13 protein-coding genes are annotated in these 16628 nt (G+C 51.6%); 9 read left to right on the top strand and 4 right to left on the bottom strand.

Going from position 1 to position 16628, the window contains the following annotated elements:
• Window position 1: 1 nt before the first annotated feature.
• Entirely contained in the window at window positions 2-1969 is a 1968-nt protein-coding gene (locus ACJJIN_RS10190; RefSeq protein ID WP_444897965.1) for a VacB/RNase II family 3'-5' exoribonuclease, read from the bottom strand.
• Between the two features lie 81 nt (window positions 1970-2050).
• On the opposite strand from ACJJIN_RS10190, the gene ACJJIN_RS10185 reads away from it, so the two are divergent.
• The 3 genes from ACJJIN_RS10185 (at window position 2051) to ACJJIN_RS10175 (ending at window position 6612) form a co-directional block, all read left to right on the top strand.
• Window positions 2051-2242 carry a hypothetical protein gene (locus ACJJIN_RS10185; protein WP_444897964.1) on the top strand — a complete coding sequence of 64 codons (192 nt, stop codon included), beginning with the start codon at window positions 2051-2053 and terminating at the stop codon, window positions 2240-2242.
• Window positions 2243-2488: 246 nt separating this feature from the next.
• Window positions 2489-3577, top strand: coding sequence for a Glu/Leu/Phe/Val dehydrogenase dimerization domain-containing protein (locus ACJJIN_RS10180; protein ID WP_413662699.1), 1089 nt, complete (start codon window positions 2489-2491; stop codon window positions 3575-3577).
• 218 nt (window positions 3578-3795) lie between these two features.
• A complete protein-coding gene (locus ACJJIN_RS10175) occupies window positions 3796-6612 on the top strand; it encodes a M16 family metallopeptidase (protein ID WP_413662698.1) in 2817 nt (938 codons plus the stop codon).
• A 42-nt stretch (window positions 6613-6654) separates the two neighbouring features.
• Here the strand turns inward: ACJJIN_RS10175 and ACJJIN_RS10170 are convergent, their stop codons facing one another.
• The gene (locus ACJJIN_RS10170; protein ID WP_444897963.1) at window positions 6655-7266 is read right to left on the bottom strand and encodes a glutathione S-transferase family protein; all 612 of its coding nucleotides are present in this window, start codon (window positions 7264-7266) and stop codon (window positions 6655-6657) included.
• Window positions 7267-7356: 90 nt separating this feature from the next.
• Between ACJJIN_RS10170 and ACJJIN_RS10165 the strand changes: the two genes are divergently transcribed.
• Window positions 7357-8721 (top strand): metal-dependent hydrolase family protein, encoded by a 1365-nt coding sequence (locus tag ACJJIN_RS10165; protein ID WP_444897962.1) that lies wholly within the window; start codon window positions 7357-7359, stop codon window positions 8719-8721.
• Window positions 8722-8905: 184 nt separating this feature from the next.
• On the opposite strand, the gene ACJJIN_RS10160 is transcribed toward ACJJIN_RS10165, so the two are convergent.
• Together ACJJIN_RS10160 and ACJJIN_RS10155 are read right to left on the bottom strand one after the other, a co-directional pair.
• A complete protein-coding gene (locus tag ACJJIN_RS10160) occupies window positions 8906-9616 on the bottom strand; it encodes an SIMPL domain-containing protein (RefSeq protein ID WP_444893270.1) in 711 nt (236 codons plus the stop codon).
• Between the two features lie 161 nt (window positions 9617-9777).
• Window positions 9778-10944 carry an aminotransferase class V-fold PLP-dependent enzyme gene (locus ACJJIN_RS10155; protein ID WP_444897961.1) on the bottom strand — a complete coding sequence of 389 codons (1167 nt, stop codon included), beginning with the start codon at window positions 10942-10944 and terminating at the stop codon, window positions 9778-9780.
• 75 nt (window positions 10945-11019) lie between these two features.
• Between ACJJIN_RS10155 and ACJJIN_RS10150 the strand changes: the two genes are divergently transcribed.
• The 5 genes from ACJJIN_RS10150 (at window position 11020) to ACJJIN_RS10130 (ending at window position 16352) form a co-directional block, all read left to right on the top strand.
• The gene (locus tag ACJJIN_RS10150; protein ID WP_444897960.1) at window positions 11020-11460 is read left to right on the top strand and encodes a VOC family protein; all 441 of its coding nucleotides are present in this window, start codon (window positions 11020-11022) and stop codon (window positions 11458-11460) included.
• Window positions 11461-11516: 56 nt separating this feature from the next.
• Window positions 11517-12620: a hypothetical protein gene (locus tag ACJJIN_RS10145; RefSeq protein ID WP_444897959.1), complete on the top strand. Its 1104-nt coding sequence runs from the start codon at window positions 11517-11519 to the stop codon at window positions 12618-12620.
• Window positions 12621-12622: 2 nt separating this feature from the next.
• Window positions 12623-13288 (top strand): GntR family transcriptional regulator, encoded by a 666-nt coding sequence (locus ACJJIN_RS10140; protein WP_444897958.1) that lies wholly within the window; start codon window positions 12623-12625, stop codon window positions 13286-13288.
• A 212-nt stretch (window positions 13289-13500) separates the two neighbouring features.
• A complete protein-coding gene (locus ACJJIN_RS10135; protein ID WP_444897957.1) occupies window positions 13501-14850 on the top strand; it encodes an aspartate aminotransferase family protein in 1350 nt (449 codons plus the stop codon).
• Window positions 14851-14966: 116 nt separating this feature from the next.
• Window positions 14967-16352, top strand: a complete 1386-nt coding sequence (locus ACJJIN_RS10130) for a glutamine synthetase family protein (RefSeq protein WP_444897956.1) — start codon at window positions 14967-14969, stop codon at window positions 16350-16352.
• Window positions 16353-16628 lie beyond the last annotated feature (276 nt).

The following is a 16628-nucleotide window of genomic DNA, read 5'->3' as shown; positions in this document are numbered from 1 at the left end:
CTTATTTCTGGGCCGCGTCGGCAGCCTCAGTTTTTTCAGCGTTCAGTTCAAAGGCGATGCGTCGTTTGTCTACATCGACAGACGCTACTTTAACTGAAACTTCCTGTTCTAGGTGGAAGCGTTTTTCATTGTGCGTAAGAACCAGGTGCTTGCCATCGAAGGTGGGCAGATTCTTCTTATCGCCATTCATGCGCACAAAGCCGTCAATACCAAAGTCGTCGAGTCGCACGCCGATGCCTGCGCCGTTTACCAGGGTAATTTTCCCTGTAAATTCCTGGCCAACTTTCTTCTCGATAAATTGAGCGTAGAGCCATTGCTCCAGGGCTCGGTTGGCCTGGCGACCGCGAATCAGGCTTTCCTGCAGGGATTCGATTTTATCATCGGCCAGGGTGGAGGCTTTCTCTCCCTGCGCAGCAGCGCGCAGAACGCGGTGGTTGTGCAGGTCGTTGTACTTGCGAATTGGAGAGGTGACGGTGGCGTAGGCCTCGAGGCCCAGTCCCAGGTGAGCCCCTACCTTGTTATCGAGCTGGCCCGGGCGCAGCATACGCTTGAGCACGGCGAGCAGGTTGTTCATCTGCGGCTCTTCATGGTTTTCCAGGTGCTTAACCAGTGCAAGGTAATGCTCCAGTTGCCCCAGATCGGCCTCTGCATGCTCAGGCAGCAGTTCTTTTAGCAGGCTGCGAACTTCTCCCATGCGCTCTTCGCGGAAGCCCAAGTGAACAGAGAAGCAGCCCTGCTCAATCTCGGCGAGTTTGCCACCCATGCTGATATTGGTAGCGAGCATGGCTTCCTCGACCATTCGCTGAGCGATATTGCGTTCCTGCTTTTCGATACGCTCGATCTTGCGCTGATCGTTCAAGCGGATTTCATAGTCCGGGCGATCTTCCATCGCCAGTGAGTGGCTGGCACGGTATGCGGCCCGCGCTTCGTAGATCGCCGCCAAATTACGCAGACTGTCCTGTTGCTCCTGGGGCACGGCGGAGTCGTCACCCTCAATAAAGCGGCTGACTTGTTCATAGCTCAGTTTGTGCTGGGAGCGAATAGCGGCAAATTCATAGCGGCTATTGCCAATGGTGCCATCGCTATCGATATCGATATGGATAACCAGGGCGGGGCGCAGCTCGCCGGGAACGAGGGAGAACAGGTTCTCACACAGATTGCGGGGCAGCATGGGTAGGGTTTCGCCCGGCAAATACTGGCTGTGGGCCCGATTAAACGCCTCTTTATCCAGGGGGCTGTTCTCATCAATTAGCGACGATGGGTCTGCAATAGCAATGTGCAGGGTCCAGCCCCCGTCACGGCTGCTTACGGCCAGAGCGTCGTCCATATCGCGAGTGGTTTCTGCATCGATAGTTGCGAAGCCCAGCTCGGAAAGTTCGGTGCGCTCACCGGTAACTGTTGTCAGTTTCTCCGCAATTGTGTCCGCCTGCTTTTGTGCAGCGGCACCAAATTGCTCAGGCAGCTTGAATTGGGCGACAACATAGGCGTGTTCGATACCGGGCATATCGGGCTTGCCGATAACGGTTTCCACCTTGGCCTGGGCTCTGCCGTCTTTAAATGGATGGCGGTTTACTTTGCAGGCAATAAACTCTCCCGGATGGGCCTTGCCGCGAGCCTTGGGAGGGAGAAAAATCCAGCGGGACAGGCCATTTTGCGTGGGCTGAATAAAGTGGCCCTGGCCGCGCTGTACATACTGGCCAACAAGGTAGTCGAGCTGGCTGTCGATCAATGCATCGAGCTCTGCCGCGAGTTTACCCTTGTTCTCTTCGGAGAGACTTACTCGAACCCGGTCACCGGGAAATACACGCTCCATTTCATTGGGAGGTAGGAAGGCTTCCCTCCCGTCATCCAACTCAACGAAGCCAAACTTGCCGTTACTGCCGCGAACCCGGCCTTCGGCAAACTCCTTACTGGAGCGAATATCTGTTTTCAGTTGCGAAAGTTGTTTTAGAGCGTCGGCATTCAGCATCGAGTTTATCTCTATGGGTCGATTTGGGCGCGGATTCTACCAGACCATGCGCAGAGGATGTAACGCGCTTAGGCGGTGGAAATGATCTTAGTTGCCAGTGTTGTGAGATTTTCAAAAATTTTTGAAAAAGTAGGCATATTAAGGAAGGCTTCAAAAGGAGGTTTTTTGCCAGAAGATTTATACAGGAATCGTGTTCTCTTGAGGGGCAGTTATAGGAAATTTATAAGAGAGCCGCCAGCGGTAGGAGAGGGCCCGGTATTCAATGCCAATTAATGGAGAAATAAGAGCGTAGAGCTAGCCGCCTAGATTAATGACTGGGCGGCCCAAGTTATTCTGAGGCAAACGAACATCCTAAAAATGATATTTTGGTGTGATGTTTTAGCTATTCTAATGCTCATGTGTGCAAAATATGCAAACTTTGTCTGTGGGAGCTGGATATAATCTTACTCCAGATAAAAACAGATAAGGGCTGTGGTTGTTCCCCAGCTGTAGAACCGGCCTTCCGGAGAGGAACAGTTAATGAGTATTTTTTCCCATTCCGCCTACGATAAACACGAACAAGTGGCGTTTTACCAAGATGCAAAGAGTGGCTTGAAGGCCATTATCGCGGTACACAATACGAATTTGGGTCCCTCACTGGGTGGCTGCCGTATGTGGCCCTACGCCGACGATGGCGAGGCCCTGAATGATGTTCTCCGTCTTTCCCGGGGTATGACTTACAAGTCCGCAATGGCCGGCCTCAAGCTGGGCGGTGGCAAATCCGTAATTATTGGTGACCCGCGCAAGGAAAAGACTCCTGAGTTACTGCGCGCTATGGGTGAATTTATTAATACCTTGGGTGGCCGTTATATCACTGCTGAAGATTCTGGCACGAGCGTGGCGGATATGAGTGTTATCGGTGAGACAACCGAGTTTGTCTCCGGCCTGTTCGCGGGCTCCGAGTATGGTGGTGATCCTTCCCCTTCGACTGCTTACGGTGTGTTTGTTGGCCTGAAAGCTGCGGTAGAACACCGCTGGGGCAAGACTGACCTGACCGGCTTAAAAGTCTCTATTCAAGGCGTGGGCAACGTCGGTTTCCGCCTGGGTAAACTATTGAAGGATGCCGGTGCGGAACTGTTTGTCACCGATATTTTCCAAGACAATATCGATCGTGCGGTTACCGAGCTTGGTGCCATAGCCGTAACTGCCGACGAGATCTTTGACCTGGACGTAGATCTGTTTGCCCCCTGTGCGATGGGTGCAATTCTCAACGATGACACCATCAGCCGTTTGAAGGTTCAGGCGATCGCTGGCGCGGCTAACAACCAGTTGGCGGAAGAGCGCCATGCTGAAGTGCTTCGCGAGAAAGGTATTTTGTACGCACCGGACTATGTCATTAATGCTGGCGGTATTATCGATGTTTACTACCAGCAGAAAGGCGATTACGACGCTGCAGAAGTGCGCGCTCATATCGAAGAGATTGGCAACACTATGAAAGAAGTGTTCGAGCGTGCCGATGAAACCGGCCAGACCACTGCTCACGTAGCGGACCGGGTTGCCGAGGAGCGCTTTGGTCACCATACGGTTGTAGGCGAGGCCGAAGATAAGTCTGGTACTGTGGCAGCGTAATGTTTTCAGCGCAGGAGTAGAGCTGGTGACCTGATTCCTTGGGCGATTGTCATCTCGCTTCTCTCTGTGATGTATTGATTTGGGCACTTCGGTGCCCATTTTTTTGCCTGGAATATTTGCTAAATTGCGGTTGGTAAAAGGTTTTGCTGACACTCTGGAGGAAAGCTGGCCTAAACTTGCCATCCTGAAATTGCGGTTTTTTAAAAGGGAGTGACAATATGGACTTGCGTCCGCTACTTATCAGCGTTGCCATCGCTATTACTGGCCTTACCGCTTGCGGAAAGTCTACCGATGATACGCCTCATGCGCTTTCGGTGGATAAGGAAGCAGCAGCCAGTAGTAAGGCTGCTGCATCCGATAAAGAGGCGTATGTCCCGCCACCCAAGTTGGAGATTCCTTTCCATAAGGAAGTATTGCCCAATGGCCTGACGGTGATTGTGCATGAAGATCACAAAGCCCCCGTTGTTTCTACCAATCTTTGGTACAAAGTAGGCTCTAAGGACGAGCCGCCAGGTAAAACCGGATTTGCTCATTTATTTGAGCACTTGATGTTTAACGGTAGCGAAAACTTCCCAGGGGAATATTTCGAACCCTTCCAGCGCTCTGGGGCCACCGATATGAATGGCACCACCAGCAATGACCGCACCAATTATTTTGTCACAGTGCCCAAAGGCGCCCTGGATATGGCGCTGTGGATGGAGTCCGACCGAATGGGGCATTTTAAAGGTGCAATTACCCAGGAGGTTTTGGATGAGCAGCGCGGTGTTGTAAAGAATGAAAAGCGCCAGGGGGAGAATGCACCTTATGGCAAAGCATTCGATATTATTGCCAAGAGCACCTTCCCCAAAGGGCACCCCTATTCGTGGACGCCGATTGGTTCGATGGAGGACTTGGATAACGCCAGCCTTGAAGATGTCAAAAAATGGTTTGAGGACCATTATCAGCCAGCTAATGCAGTTTTGGTAATTGCGGGTGATGTTACGGTCAAAGATGCGATGGCCAAGGTGCGCAAGTATTTTGGTGATATCCCAAGCACTGGTGTACAACCGCGTATTAAGAATTGGGAACTACCAACCCAGGTGAAAAAGAGAGAGGTGGTTTACGACCAGGTGCCCCAAACTCGAATTTACAAGGTTTGGAATGTGCCTGCAGTGGGTAGTGAAGTTGAAGACGCGCTGGAATTAATGACTTCCCTTCTCGCTAATAGAAAAAACTCTCTTCTTTACCGCCGTTTAGTTCGCGATGAGCAAGTGGCCACCAGTGTCAGCGCTTTTTATTATGGCCGTCAGCTTGCAGGGCAGTTGATGATTATTGTCGACGTGAAACCTGGGCAGTCTGTAGAAAAAGTTGAAGACTTACTGAATAAAGAATTAAAGCAATTCGCAAAAAATGGTGTGAATGCGGATGAGCTGCGCCGGGTTAAACAGAGTGAGTTTGCCGGGCTGGTAAAGGGGTTGGAAAAAACCGGTGGTTTTGGTGGTAAGAGTGACATCCTTGCCCAGTCGGAGTTTTATTTTGGCGATCCCGGAGCCTTGATAGAAGGCGTGGAGGATTATGCAAAAGTATCCGCTCTCGAAGTTCAAGAAGTGGCTGAGCAGTGGTTGAAAGAGGACTCCTACACCTTAATTATGGAGCCGAAGCAGAAGTATACGGCAGCGGCGGAGGGTGCTGACCGCAGCAAGCTCCCCGAGGTAGACAAAAATGTAGAGCTGGAACTGCCAAAACAAAAAGAATTTACCCTCAAAAATGGATTAAAGGTTGTCCTGGCCGAACGTCATGATACTCCCGTTGTACTGATGAATCTGCAATTTCGCAGTGGTGCCTCCGCAGATAAAAATAAGCCAGGTCTGGCTTCAGTTGCGGCGCAAATGCTGAACGAAGGTGCGGGTGATCTGGATAGCCTGGAATTTAGCTCTCGCTCAGAAGAGCTTGGTGTAAATATTGGTGGTGGTAGCGGCCTTGATTATAACAATATCAGCATGAGTGCCCTTAAGACGCAGCTGGAGCCATCGCTGGAGCTATTTGAGAAGGTGGTTACTGAACCTCGTTTCCCAGAGTCTGACCTGGAGCGGGTTAAGTCCAATCGCCTGGATGCAATAGCCCAGGAAAAAGCCCAGCCTCAGGGCCTGGCTATGCGTGAACTGCCGCCGCTACTATTTGGAGAAAACCACCCTTATGGCTCTCCCTTGACGGGATCGGGTACTCCCGAGGGTATTAAGTCCATAACCCGTGAGGATCTGGTTAATTTCCAAAAGACCTGGGTGCGACCGGATAATGCAACCCTGACGATCGTGGGCGATGTTACTGAAAAAGAAATAGAGCCTCTGCTGAATGAAACTCTCGGAAAGTGGACTGCTCCTAAATCAGAGCTTCCCAAAATTGAAGTTGCCAAGGTGCCCCGCCCGGAAAAGGCTCGAGTTTATTTGCTCGACCGCCCCGGCGCACAACAGAGTTATATCATGGCAGGTCTGCTGATGCCGCCTTGGCAGCCGCAGGGAGCTGAAGCTTTTGATGCGATGACAAATATTATTGCCGGAAAGTTTACGTCCAGGGTCAATATGAATCTTCGTGAGAACAAGCATTGGTCCTATGGTGCCCGCGCGGTTTCCCTCGATACAGAAGGGCAGCGTCCTTATATCCTCTTTGCTCCTGTGCAAACTGATAAAACAGCTCCAGCCATTAAGGAATTGGTAAAAGAGTATGAGGAATACTTAGGAGAGCGTCCTATTACTGCAAAAGAGCTTGAGGACTACCAGAATGACGAAGTCCTGAAGCAAAGTGCTCGATTCCAGACCAAAGGGCAATTGCTTTCCAGTATTAATTGGCAGGTGGAGAAGGGGCTTCCAGAGGAATATATTGCCGAATATCCACAGCGGGTTTCAGCACTGAATAAGGAAAAAGTAGAGGCTTCCGCGAAGGAGTATCTTGCGCCAGATCAATTCACCTGGGTGATTGTTGGGGATCTGAGTAAGATTAAAGGCGAGGTTGAAGCCTTGGATATTGGCCCCGTTGAGGTGCTTCCTGCAAAGGACTGATTTGAATTATTTCCCCGCCCTGTTTGGGCGGGGAAATAGGGTTTAAGCTTTAAAACTGGGGCGCTCTTTAAGTTGTTCACGCCACCTGATTAGATGAGAGTGCTTGGACGGATCGGGTCGAAGGTTTTGAACTTTGCCGAAATCCAGTCCGCAAACCATGCTGATATCGGCCACTGAAAAATAGTCACCAACCAGGTATTCATGGTCTGAAAAGTGGTTGTCGAGGGTATCCATAAACTTCAAGGCTCGCTTGCCTGAATCCTCACCAAAATCGGGGTAAACATTCATCCGGTCCTTAAAGAAACCGGAAACGTGCTGGAAACACATCCCGACAGGAAACATAAGGTTAAAGTCGGCACGGCGATTCCACATTTCCACCAGTGCTTTTTCCTTGGGGGTGCGGCCGAAGAGTGGTGGCTCTGGGTGTAGCTCCTCAAAATAACGCTGAATGGCCACTGATTCCGCAATGTAAGTGCCGTCATCCAGCTCCATTACGGGTACTTTTTTATTGATATCTTTGCTTCGAAACTCTGAGCTAAGATTTTCCCCTTTTGTAATATCTATTCCGACATATTCTGCATCTAACCCCTTTTCTGCCATAAACATGCGAACACGTCGACAGTTTGGTGCTGCTGCGAACTCATAGATTTTCATAGAGGCTTCCTCTCGCCTGGGTAATTGCGTAGATTGTGCGATCTTGGTAAAGGACGTTAAGAATCTAAAAGAGATCTACTGGGGACGACAATGACAACAAAGACCAACCGAAGCTACTTTGTCAACCGCGCAGCCGCCGTGGCTTTGTCGGTATTTGCCGGGCTTTTTAGTTTACAGGCTGGGGCCGAGAGCATCGCAATTTACGCTGGCAAATTATTTGATAGCAGTAATGGAAAATTATTGGAAGACCGCACCATTCATATTGTCGATGGGCGGGTTGAGTCAGTACAGAAGGGGTTTGCCAAGCGCGATCGAGAGCGCTTGGTCGACTTGAGAGAATATACGGTATTGCCAGGTTTGATGGATATGCACAGCCATCTCACTTACGAGTTTGGGCCGCGTGCTTATATGGAGTCTTTCAGCTGGAATACTGCCGATTTTACCTTGCGCGGCGTGGATGCTGCTCATCGCACTCTACAGGCTGGATTTACCACGATTCGAAATCTTGGTGATCACGACAATGTGACTGTGAGTTTACGTAATGCAATCAACAAAGGCCTGGTGGAAGGTCCGCGTATTTATACGGCGGCAAAGACAATCGCAACTACCGGTGGGCACGCTGACCCCACCAATGGGCTCAGGCAGGACTTGATGGGGAACCCTGGCCCGGTGGATGGTGTTATTGATGGGCCTATCAGCGCGCGCAAAGCGATTCGTCAACGCTATAAGGACGGCGCTGACCTGATCAAGATCACCGCGACTGGTGGAGTCTTGAGTGTGGCAAAGAGCGGCCAGAACCCTCAATTTATGCAGGATGAGTTGGAGGCAATTGTTGAGGCTGCTAAGGACTATGGTTTCACAGTTGCAGTACATGCCCACGGTAAGGAGGGAATGATCCGCGCAATTCGTGCTGGAGTGGACTCCATTGAACACGGCACCTATATGGATAATGAGGTGATGGACCTGATGCGCCGTAACAACACCTGGTTTGTGCCGACTCTAATGGCTGGCGAGTGGGTGACAGAAAAATCGGCGATTGAAGGCTTCCTGCCGGACCTGGTGCGCCCGAAAGCCGCGACTATGGGGCCTTTAATGCAGGATACTTTTAGCCGCGCTCACAAGCGCGGAGTAAAAATTGCATTTGGAACCGATACCGGTGTTACCCGTCACGGCAATAATGCTCGTGAATTCTTATTGATGGTGCAGGGTGGAATGAGCCCGGCCGATGCACTGCGTTCAGCGACTTGGAACGCGGCCCAACTACTGCAAGTACAGGATGAACTGGGCAGCATTAGCGAGGGCAAGATAGCCGATATTATCGCTGTGGCAGGAAATCCCCTGGAAGATATTTCGGAAATGCAACGGGTTCTGTTTGTGATGAAAGAAGGCGTTATTTACAAAGAATCCAGCGAGCTGCCAAGCGATGTGTTTCTTGAGCAAGATATCAGCGGTTAGCCGGTAGGGAAGAACGGCAGTGAAACAGCAAGGCTGTTGGTGCTGTTTCACTGCTGACAAGATATTAGCTATTACGGGGCAGCAGGGAAGAACCGAAATGGACTATGAATATATTCAAGTTCCGAATGGCCCCAAGAGCCGTGTATCCTTCCTGCCTCCGTATGTGAGTAGCTATTGCTCCGTATTAGTCCTCGAGTTCGTATACCAGATCCAGATTGACGGTAAGTGTGGTTTCTCCCGGTGAAATGGGGGTGGAAGCGCTGTCTTTCATGGCCGCCATTTCAGTGCGGTACATGGGGCGTGGCATACCGCCGTTGCCATTTTCTGAAATACTGACAATGCGACGCACTTTTGTACCCAGCGCTTTTGCGTACATTTCTGCACGTTCCTGGGCGTCTTCAAGGGCTTTCTCCCGGGCTTTGGCTTGAACTGGAGCAGGTTCACCAATTTCGAAGCTCGGACCGTTGATCTGGTTGGCTCCAGCGGCGGTAAGATTGTCCAAGACCTTGCCGAGTTCATCCAGTTTGCGAACCTTTACGCTGACGGTATTTCGCGCGGTGTAACCAGTGATTCGGGGTTTTTTGTTTTGCTGGTACTGGTAGCGCGGAGACAGGTTAACGCCTGTGGTTTGAATATCTTTCTTGTTGATACCCGATTTCTTGATGGCGGCCATTAAAGACTCCATCTGATTGGCGTTATCGCGCATTGCCTGTTTGCTGTCCTCTGACTCGGTCACCACTCCGACAGAAATTTTTGCGATATCAGGAACCTGACTTGCCTCCCCCCGTGCAGCGATGGATACCATGGTCCCCCGGTCTTCTGGAGCCCGCTCGTTACCACAGGCTGTGGCGAGCAGGGCGAGAAGGGAAATTACTGAAATTTTTACTGCTTTCATAACGCTTCCTTATCCATTTAGTGCTGATTATTGTGACGAAAATGGCGCCATTATTTTATAGATTGAATCCTGAACCGCAGCTGAGCCCGTGTGTCTTTTAGGTGTGAAATATGCTCTAGCGGCGGTAGTAAAAATCACTCCGTTCTCTTAGCTCTGAAGCTTTAAGAGTTAAAAACCTGCTGGTAAGTTTCATCCTTATCGTGATAGATGGCGAATCCCAGCCTGAGAAACTGTTGTCGGCGATCACACAGAACTGCTCGAGCCTTGAGTTCTTCCTGAACCCTCTGTGAGATTTCTGGTTGTGAGCAGTTAAATGTGAAAAAGTGGCCGTGACCTTCTTCCAGATCATGACAAATCAAGTTGTTGCGATTCAAGATGGGATGGTCTGAGTTATCCATGCTATTCAGGAATCGGGTTTGCGCATTGAGAACATAGCTGTGTATTTTCTCGATGGTAATGCCTTCGCGATGGAATAAATCGAAAATAGCCAGGGCTTTGTAGAGTGTTGAATAGTCCATGGTCGCCCCGGCAAAGCGCAGCCAATTGTCGCTATATCCGACTTCTTCCGAGTGATTCTCCAGCTCAGCCATTTCTGCGAACCAGCCGGTATTTACAGGGCGCAGTGTACAGTTCGCAGGAATTGTCATAAAACACAGGCCTTCACCGGCGCCTAGGTACTTATATGATCCTGCCGTAAAGAAAACCTTGTCTGCAACGGTTGAAAGATCGATTGGGCGAGCAAAAAAACCGTGATATCCGTCGATAACGAATTGTGTGTCGTGCGGTTTCTGTGCTGCAACCTCCAGCAGCCGGGGAAATACCACACCGGAGTCAAAAAATACCAGGCTGGCATAGACCAGATGGTATTCATTTTTATGTAGCTCGGTCTCAAATCTTTCCGCCAGGGTGGCGTAGGGTTCTTTGGCAACTCTCGTTACCTCTACTTGAGGAAGCTCTTCCAGACGTTGTAATTGGCGAGTAAAACTGTAGAACTCTCCGTCTGTAGTGAGAATGCGCAATGGTTTACTGGGATCGAATGAACTCAGTAGCCGATACACTAGTTCATGGGTATTTGGGGCTATAGCGATCAAGTCTGCCCTGGGTAGGTTGAGGGATTTTGCGATCGCCGCTTGCCATGAGGGTATCTTCTCCTCAAAAATTGGCCCCCATTTTTCATCGGCCAGAAGTGCTGAATCGCGCCAGTACTGCTGTACTGCATCAAGGGTAACATCGGGCCAGTAGTGGTGGGAGTGGCAAGCCATGTGCAGCATGGAAGAGGGACTGCCACTGGGCGCCTGAAGGAACTCGCGATAGAATTTTTTATACATATGCGTTTAGCTTTAAAAAGCCGATTTATTTGTTATGGGCTGATTGTAGAGCTTGGCAACAAGAAGGAGTAGAGGGTGAAGTACTTACACACGATGGTTCGCGTAACCAATCTGGATGAATCTCTGGCGTTTTACTGTGAAAAGCTGGGCCTGCAGGTCGTTAGTCGAAATGATTATGATAAAGGGCGTTTCACCCTAGTGTATCTCGCAGCTCCCGAGGATCTTGAAGCGGCCAGGGAGAATAAGGCCCCGACATTGGAACTCACTTACAATTGGGACCCGGAAAGCTACACTGGCGGGCGGAATTTCGGACACCTGGCATATCGGGTAAATGATATTTACGGGGTGTGCCAACGCATGATGGATCAGGGGGTGGTCATCAATAGGCCTCCGAGAGACGGCCATATGGCATTTCTTCGCTCCCCAGATGGGATTTCCATTGAGTTGCTGCAAAGTGGAGAGCCCCTCCCACCCCAGGAGCCCTGGATGTCTATGGATAATCAGGGTGAGTGGTAGCCCGGGATAGTTGAAGCCTGAGATAAATTCTGACGGCCAAGAAAAAGAGAAAGTGAGTGAAAAATACCAGTTGTATTCTACTGGCCGGAGAGACGGCTGCGCGGCGCATACGTGAAGAGGGATTGTCCCAGAGGCAATTTTCGACGCTGGTCGGCGCTTCCGGCGGTCCCAAGTGGCTGGTAATTAGCCAGTTGGATCGGGTATTGATGGGGGAGTTCTTCAAGGAGCGGAGCGAGCCAATTGTCACCTTGGGATCATCTATCGGTAGTTTTCGCAACATGTGTTACGCAATGGCAGAGCCGCTGTCAGCACTTGAACGATTAGAGCATCACTACATCTACCAAGCCTATTCTGACAAGCCCTCCCCTGAAGAGATTACTGCCGGCGGTCGCAAGATGCTGCAGGCAGTGTTGGGTGCTGAAGGTGCGCGCGAGGTAGTGGAAAATCCCATTTGGCACAGCCACTTTGTGGCGGTCAGGGGCAGGGGGCCACTGGCAAGTGAAAACAAGGCGCTGTTGGCGCCGGCATTACTCGCCTCGGCACTGGCAAATGCTGTATCTCGCAACAGCCTGAGCGCTTTTTGGGAGCGGGTGGTTTTTCATTCGCAAGAGTCGGCAGGCATCCACTTCAAGAACCTGAGCACCGAAAATATTCCGCTGACTGAGCAGAATACCTGTGCTGCTGTACTGGCCAGTGGCTGTATCCCTTTGGTAATGACAGGGGTGCAAACACCGGAGGGAGCTCCACAGGGTAATTATCGCGATGGCGGTATCACCGATTACCACTTTGATCTGCGCTTCCGCCACCCCCAGGGCCTAGTGCTCTACCCGCACTTTTTCCCCTATATGGTGCCCGGCTGGTTTGATAAAGGGCTCTCTTGGCGACGGGTTCGCGGAGATGCCATGCAATCCACTCTGGTTGTGGCTCCTTCGCCCAAATTCGTTGCCTCCTTGCCCTATGGCAAAATTCCAGACCGCAATGATTTCTACAAGCTCGACCGTGAAGACCGTTTGAAGTACTGGGGGCGGGTGGTTGATCTCAGTCGCCGGGTGGCAGATGATTTTTATGAAATTTGGCAAAGTGGTCGGGCGGCTGAACATTTAATTGAGGTGGGTGCGGAGGATGTCCCTCATATGTTGGAGCAGGTCAGGGCAGCATAGGTATGGTGCAGGAATTTAACAGTCCCCAGGAAGAGTACCGCACAACCCAGGAGAGGGTTTATTTTCAGGTGCGGGATGCCATTCTGCGGGGAAAGTTTTTGCCGGGTAGGGCGATTACTATTCGGGGCCTGGCCTCGGAGCTTAATTGCAGTCCAATGCCGGTTCGAGAAGCGTTGCGCCGCCTGACTTCGGAGCGGGCCCTGGAGCTGTCAGATACCCGTCGGGTCAGGGTACCGACAATGACCCCGGAAAAACTGGCAGAGATTTGTGCCGCTCGCGTGGCCCTGGAGTGTCAGGCCGCTGAACAGGCACTGCCATTGGTTGGGGATGCTGAATTAGCGCAACTTCGGGAGCTGGATGAGCTTGTAACAGAAGCTCTCGCTCAGAAAGACATCGAGCGCTATGTAACCACTAATCTGGAATTTCACTTTACCCTTTATCGCCTGGGGCAGCCCCATATCATCCTGTCCCTTATCGAGAGCCTGTGGCTACAGACAGCTCCCCTCCAGCACTTGGTTTTCCAGCGCTTTGGCGTGCAGGAGCTGCCAGACCGGCATCAAGATCTGCTTGAAGCTATTGCCAGTAAAGATGAGTTGAAGGTGCGCAAAGCCATTCAGCAGGATATTGAAGAGGGGCTCGGCTCTATCTCTGCAGAGGAGCTGCTGTAGCGGCTCCTCCCCCCCCCAGTTGACTATTTAGTTTCCACTTTTTCTCCTCGCACTGGCGCAATTTGACCTTATGTTTTCGGTAAGGGCAGATAGACCTTGCGCTTCTGTCGATGGCCCCACTAGAATGTGATCACAAATTAGTGGTAACGATTTGGCCTTTTGAGCCCGATTGGTGGGCGCTGAGCAAGGCCTGTGAAAGCCAGGAGAGAAATATGAACAAGACTGAGCTGCAGCAACACGACCGTGAGCACCTGCTACACCCATTTACTGACTTCCATGACTTGGGCCAGCAGGGGACCCGTGTGATTACCAGCGCCGAGGGCGCTTACATCACCGATATTGATGGCAACAAAATGCTTGATGGCATGTCAGGCCTCTGGTGTTGCAACCTCGGCTACAGCCGCAAAGAAATCAGCAATGCGATCTACGAGCAGCTGAATACCCTGCCTTTCTATAACAGCTTCTTCCAGTGCACTACGGTGCCCTCGATTGAACTGGCCGACGCCCTGGCTGAAGTGACCCCGGCGCATATGAACAATGTGTTCTTCACGGGTTCCGGTTCCGAGGCAAATGATACTAACCTGCGTCTGATCCGCCGTTTCTGGGATATCCAGGAAAAGCCGGAGAAGCGCATCGTTATTTCCCGTAAGAATGGCTATCACGGCTCTACTATTGCCGGTGCTAGCCTGGGTGGTATGAGCGGTATGCACAAGCAATTCCAGCCGCTCGACTACATTGAGTACGTACAGCAGCCTTACTGGTTTGGTGAGGGTGGCGATATGTCTCCGGAGGAGTTTGGTATCCAAGCGGCTCGCAGCCTGGATGAGAAAATCCAGGAGCTGGGCCCGGATAATGTTGCGGCGTTTATCGCTGAGCCAATCCAGGGTGCTGGCGGGGTAATTATCCCGCCGGAAACCTACTGGCCGGAAGTCAAGAAGGTGCTGGATCAGTACGACATCCTGCTGGTGATGGATGAAGTGATTTTTGGTTTCGGTCGTACCGGTGAGTGGTTCGGTGCCGACTATTACGGCATGAAGCCCGACCTGATGACTTTCGCCAAAGCAGTAACCAATGGCTACTTCCCCCTGGGCGGCACCATGGTGAGTGATCGTGTCGCTGAAGTGATCAAAACCAAAGGTGGCGAGTTTACCCACGGTTACACCTACTCCGCGCATCCGGCTGCCTGTATGGCAGGTCTGGCAACTATCAATATTCTGCGCAACGAGAAGATTATCGAGAATGTCCGCGATGTAACCGGCCCTTACCTATCCAAGCGTTGGGCTGAACTGGCGGAGCATCCGATCGTTGGCGAAACCCGCAGTTTGGGTATGGTCGGTGCCTTGGAGCTGGTAAAAGATAAGGCCAGCCGCGCTCGTTTTGATGATGACTGCACCGCTGGTGCGGTATGTCGTGACCTGAGTATCAAGCACGGTTTGGTGATGCGCGCCGTTGGCGATGCCATGGTTATCGCACCACCGCTGATTATGACCACTGAACAGATCGATGAGCTGGTAGAAAAAGCGCACCGCGCCCTGGACGACACTGCTAAAGCACTGGCGTAACATAGCGGCAAGATACTCTGTTGCAGAGGCGATCTGGTACCCCGTTTTCCAGGATTTGAATGGAAAAGGGATGCCGGACCGTCTCTGCGTTTAGATTGGATCACCCCAGGCACCTTATGTCTCAAGAAAAAGAATTCACTGCCCAGCCCGATTTGCTGGAGCAGTCGCAAAAATTCCTGGCAGAGCACTCGGACCTAAAGTGGATCGAAGGCTTTATGTTCGATATCAATGGCGTGCCGCGAGGGAAGTGGTTGCCGGCAGAAGCTGCGGAGAAATTGCTCAAGGGCAGTCTGCAAATGCCGCGTAGCGCGGTCAGTCTCGATATTTGGGGGCGGGATATCGAAGACAGCCCGCTGGTATTTGCCAGTGGAGACAGCGATGGCGTTTGTCTGCCGGTTTCGCCTATTAGCCTGGCGCCCTGGCATCGCGAGTCCACTGCCCAGCTGCATATGCAGTTGCATGAGGCAGATGGCTCCTCTCTCTATGCCGATCCCCGCAGCCAGTTGCAACGCGTGGTAGAGCGTCTCGGCAAACTGGGTTATACCGCCGTGTGTGCGACCGAGCTGGAATTCTATCTGCTCCGCGATGAGGTGGATCATCTGGCGCGTCCGCGCCCGGTTAGCGATAACGACGCCGAGCTGGTGCCTTCCACCGACGTTTACGATCTGTCCGAGCTCAATGCACAGCGACACTTCTTTGCCGATGTGCGAGCTGCTTGCGAGGCGCAGGGTATTCCCGCAGATTCAGTATTGTCGGAGTGTGCGCCGGGACAGTTTGAAATCAACCTGTTGCACAGTGCCGATCCCGTTAAAGTAGCAGACCAAACATTACTGTTTAAGCGCTTGTTAAAAGGGGTGGCGCGCAGTCACGGCTTCCGTGTGAGTACCATGGCCAAGCCTTTCGGGGATCAGGCGGGTAACGGAATGCACGTGCATATGAGTTTGATCGACACCAATGGAAAGAACGTTTTTGATGACGGTTCTGACACTGGCTCTGATTTACTGCGTTATGCCGCAGCAGGAATGCTGGCGACTGCCAACGATGCGATGGCGTTTTTCGCACCTCACAGTAACTCCTATCGTCGCTTCCAAGAGAGCTCTCACGCACCGCTGAATCTCTGCTGGGGCTACGATAATCGCACTACAACTTTGCGTGTGCCCGCCAGTGATCCTGTGGCGCGGCGTATCGAGCACCGTATTGCCGGGGCGGATGTAAACCCCTATCTGGTGTTAGCTGCGATTCTCACTGGTGTGTGTCATGGCATTGAGAACCAGATGGAAGCGCCTGCACCCGTGGAAGGCGATGCCTATCAGGTGGAGAGTGAGAAGTTGATCAATACCTGGAGTGGTGCACTGGAGCGCTTTGAGCAGAGCCCTTTGTGGCGCGAGTATCTTGATCCGCGCTTTGTGGAATTGTTCTCTCTGTTGAAGAGACAGGAGCAAGCAGAGATAGCTGCCCGCGTTACCGATGTTGAATACCAGAGTTATCTGCACCGGGTATAAACATTGGCGGTGTGCTTTAGCGTCGATTGCCGTTTTAGTGAACGGCTTTCACGACAGGAGAGTTAGTGGGGGGTATTTCCTCTGCTATACCTAAATTTAAGTGCGTAATGTACTTGAAACTCTCCTCCTGAAAGTGTGTTCGAGAAATCTGGCCCGCCTTTTGGCGGGCATTTTTTTATTTTCGATTGACTTATTTCCACTTCCTGTTCGTATTAATCCCTTCTTTTAAGGTTGCCATGGCTTGAGTGCATCGACTGACACGGTGTGCGGTTGCTG

Source organism: Microbulbifer maximicatervae (SeqCode) (assembly GCF_052467505.1).
This window is presented reverse-complemented; position numbering and strand designations above follow the sequence as displayed.

Bases quoted from the DNA above. Each gene is read 5' to 3' on its own strand.
- ACJJIN_RS10190 (WP_444897965.1), bottom strand. From the start codon at position 1,969: ATGCTGAATGCCGACGCTCTAAAACAACTTTCGCAACTGAAAACAGAT.
- ACJJIN_RS10185 (WP_444897964.1), top strand. From the start codon at position 2,051: ATGATCTTAGTTGCCAGTGTTGTGAGATTTTCAAAAATTTTTGAAAAA.
- ACJJIN_RS10180 (WP_413662699.1), top strand. From the start codon at position 2,489: ATGAGTATTTTTTCCCATTCCGCCTACGATAAACACGAACAAGTGGCG.
- ACJJIN_RS10175 (WP_413662698.1), top strand. From the start codon at position 3,796: ATGGACTTGCGTCCGCTACTTATCAGCGTTGCCATCGCTATTACTGGC.
- ACJJIN_RS10170 (WP_444897963.1), bottom strand. From the start codon at position 7,266: ATGAAAATCTATGAGTTCGCAGCAGCACCAAACTGTCGACGTGTTCGC.
- ACJJIN_RS10165 (WP_444897962.1), top strand. From the start codon at position 7,357: ATGACAACAAAGACCAACCGAAGCTACTTTGTCAACCGCGCAGCCGCC.
- ACJJIN_RS10160 (WP_444893270.1), bottom strand. From the start codon at position 9,616: ATGAAAGCAGTAAAAATTTCAGTAATTTCCCTTCTCGCCCTGCTCGCC.
- ACJJIN_RS10155 (WP_444897961.1), bottom strand. From the start codon at position 10,944: ATGTATAAAAAATTCTATCGCGAGTTCCTTCAGGCGCCCAGTGGCAGT.
- ACJJIN_RS10140 (WP_444897958.1), top strand. From the start codon at position 12,623: ATGGTGCAGGAATTTAACAGTCCCCAGGAAGAGTACCGCACAACCCAG.
- ACJJIN_RS10135 (WP_444897957.1), top strand. From the start codon at position 13,501: ATGAACAAGACTGAGCTGCAGCAACACGACCGTGAGCACCTGCTACAC.
- ACJJIN_RS10130 (WP_444897956.1), top strand. From the start codon at position 14,967: ATGTCTCAAGAAAAAGAATTCACTGCCCAGCCCGATTTGCTGGAGCAG.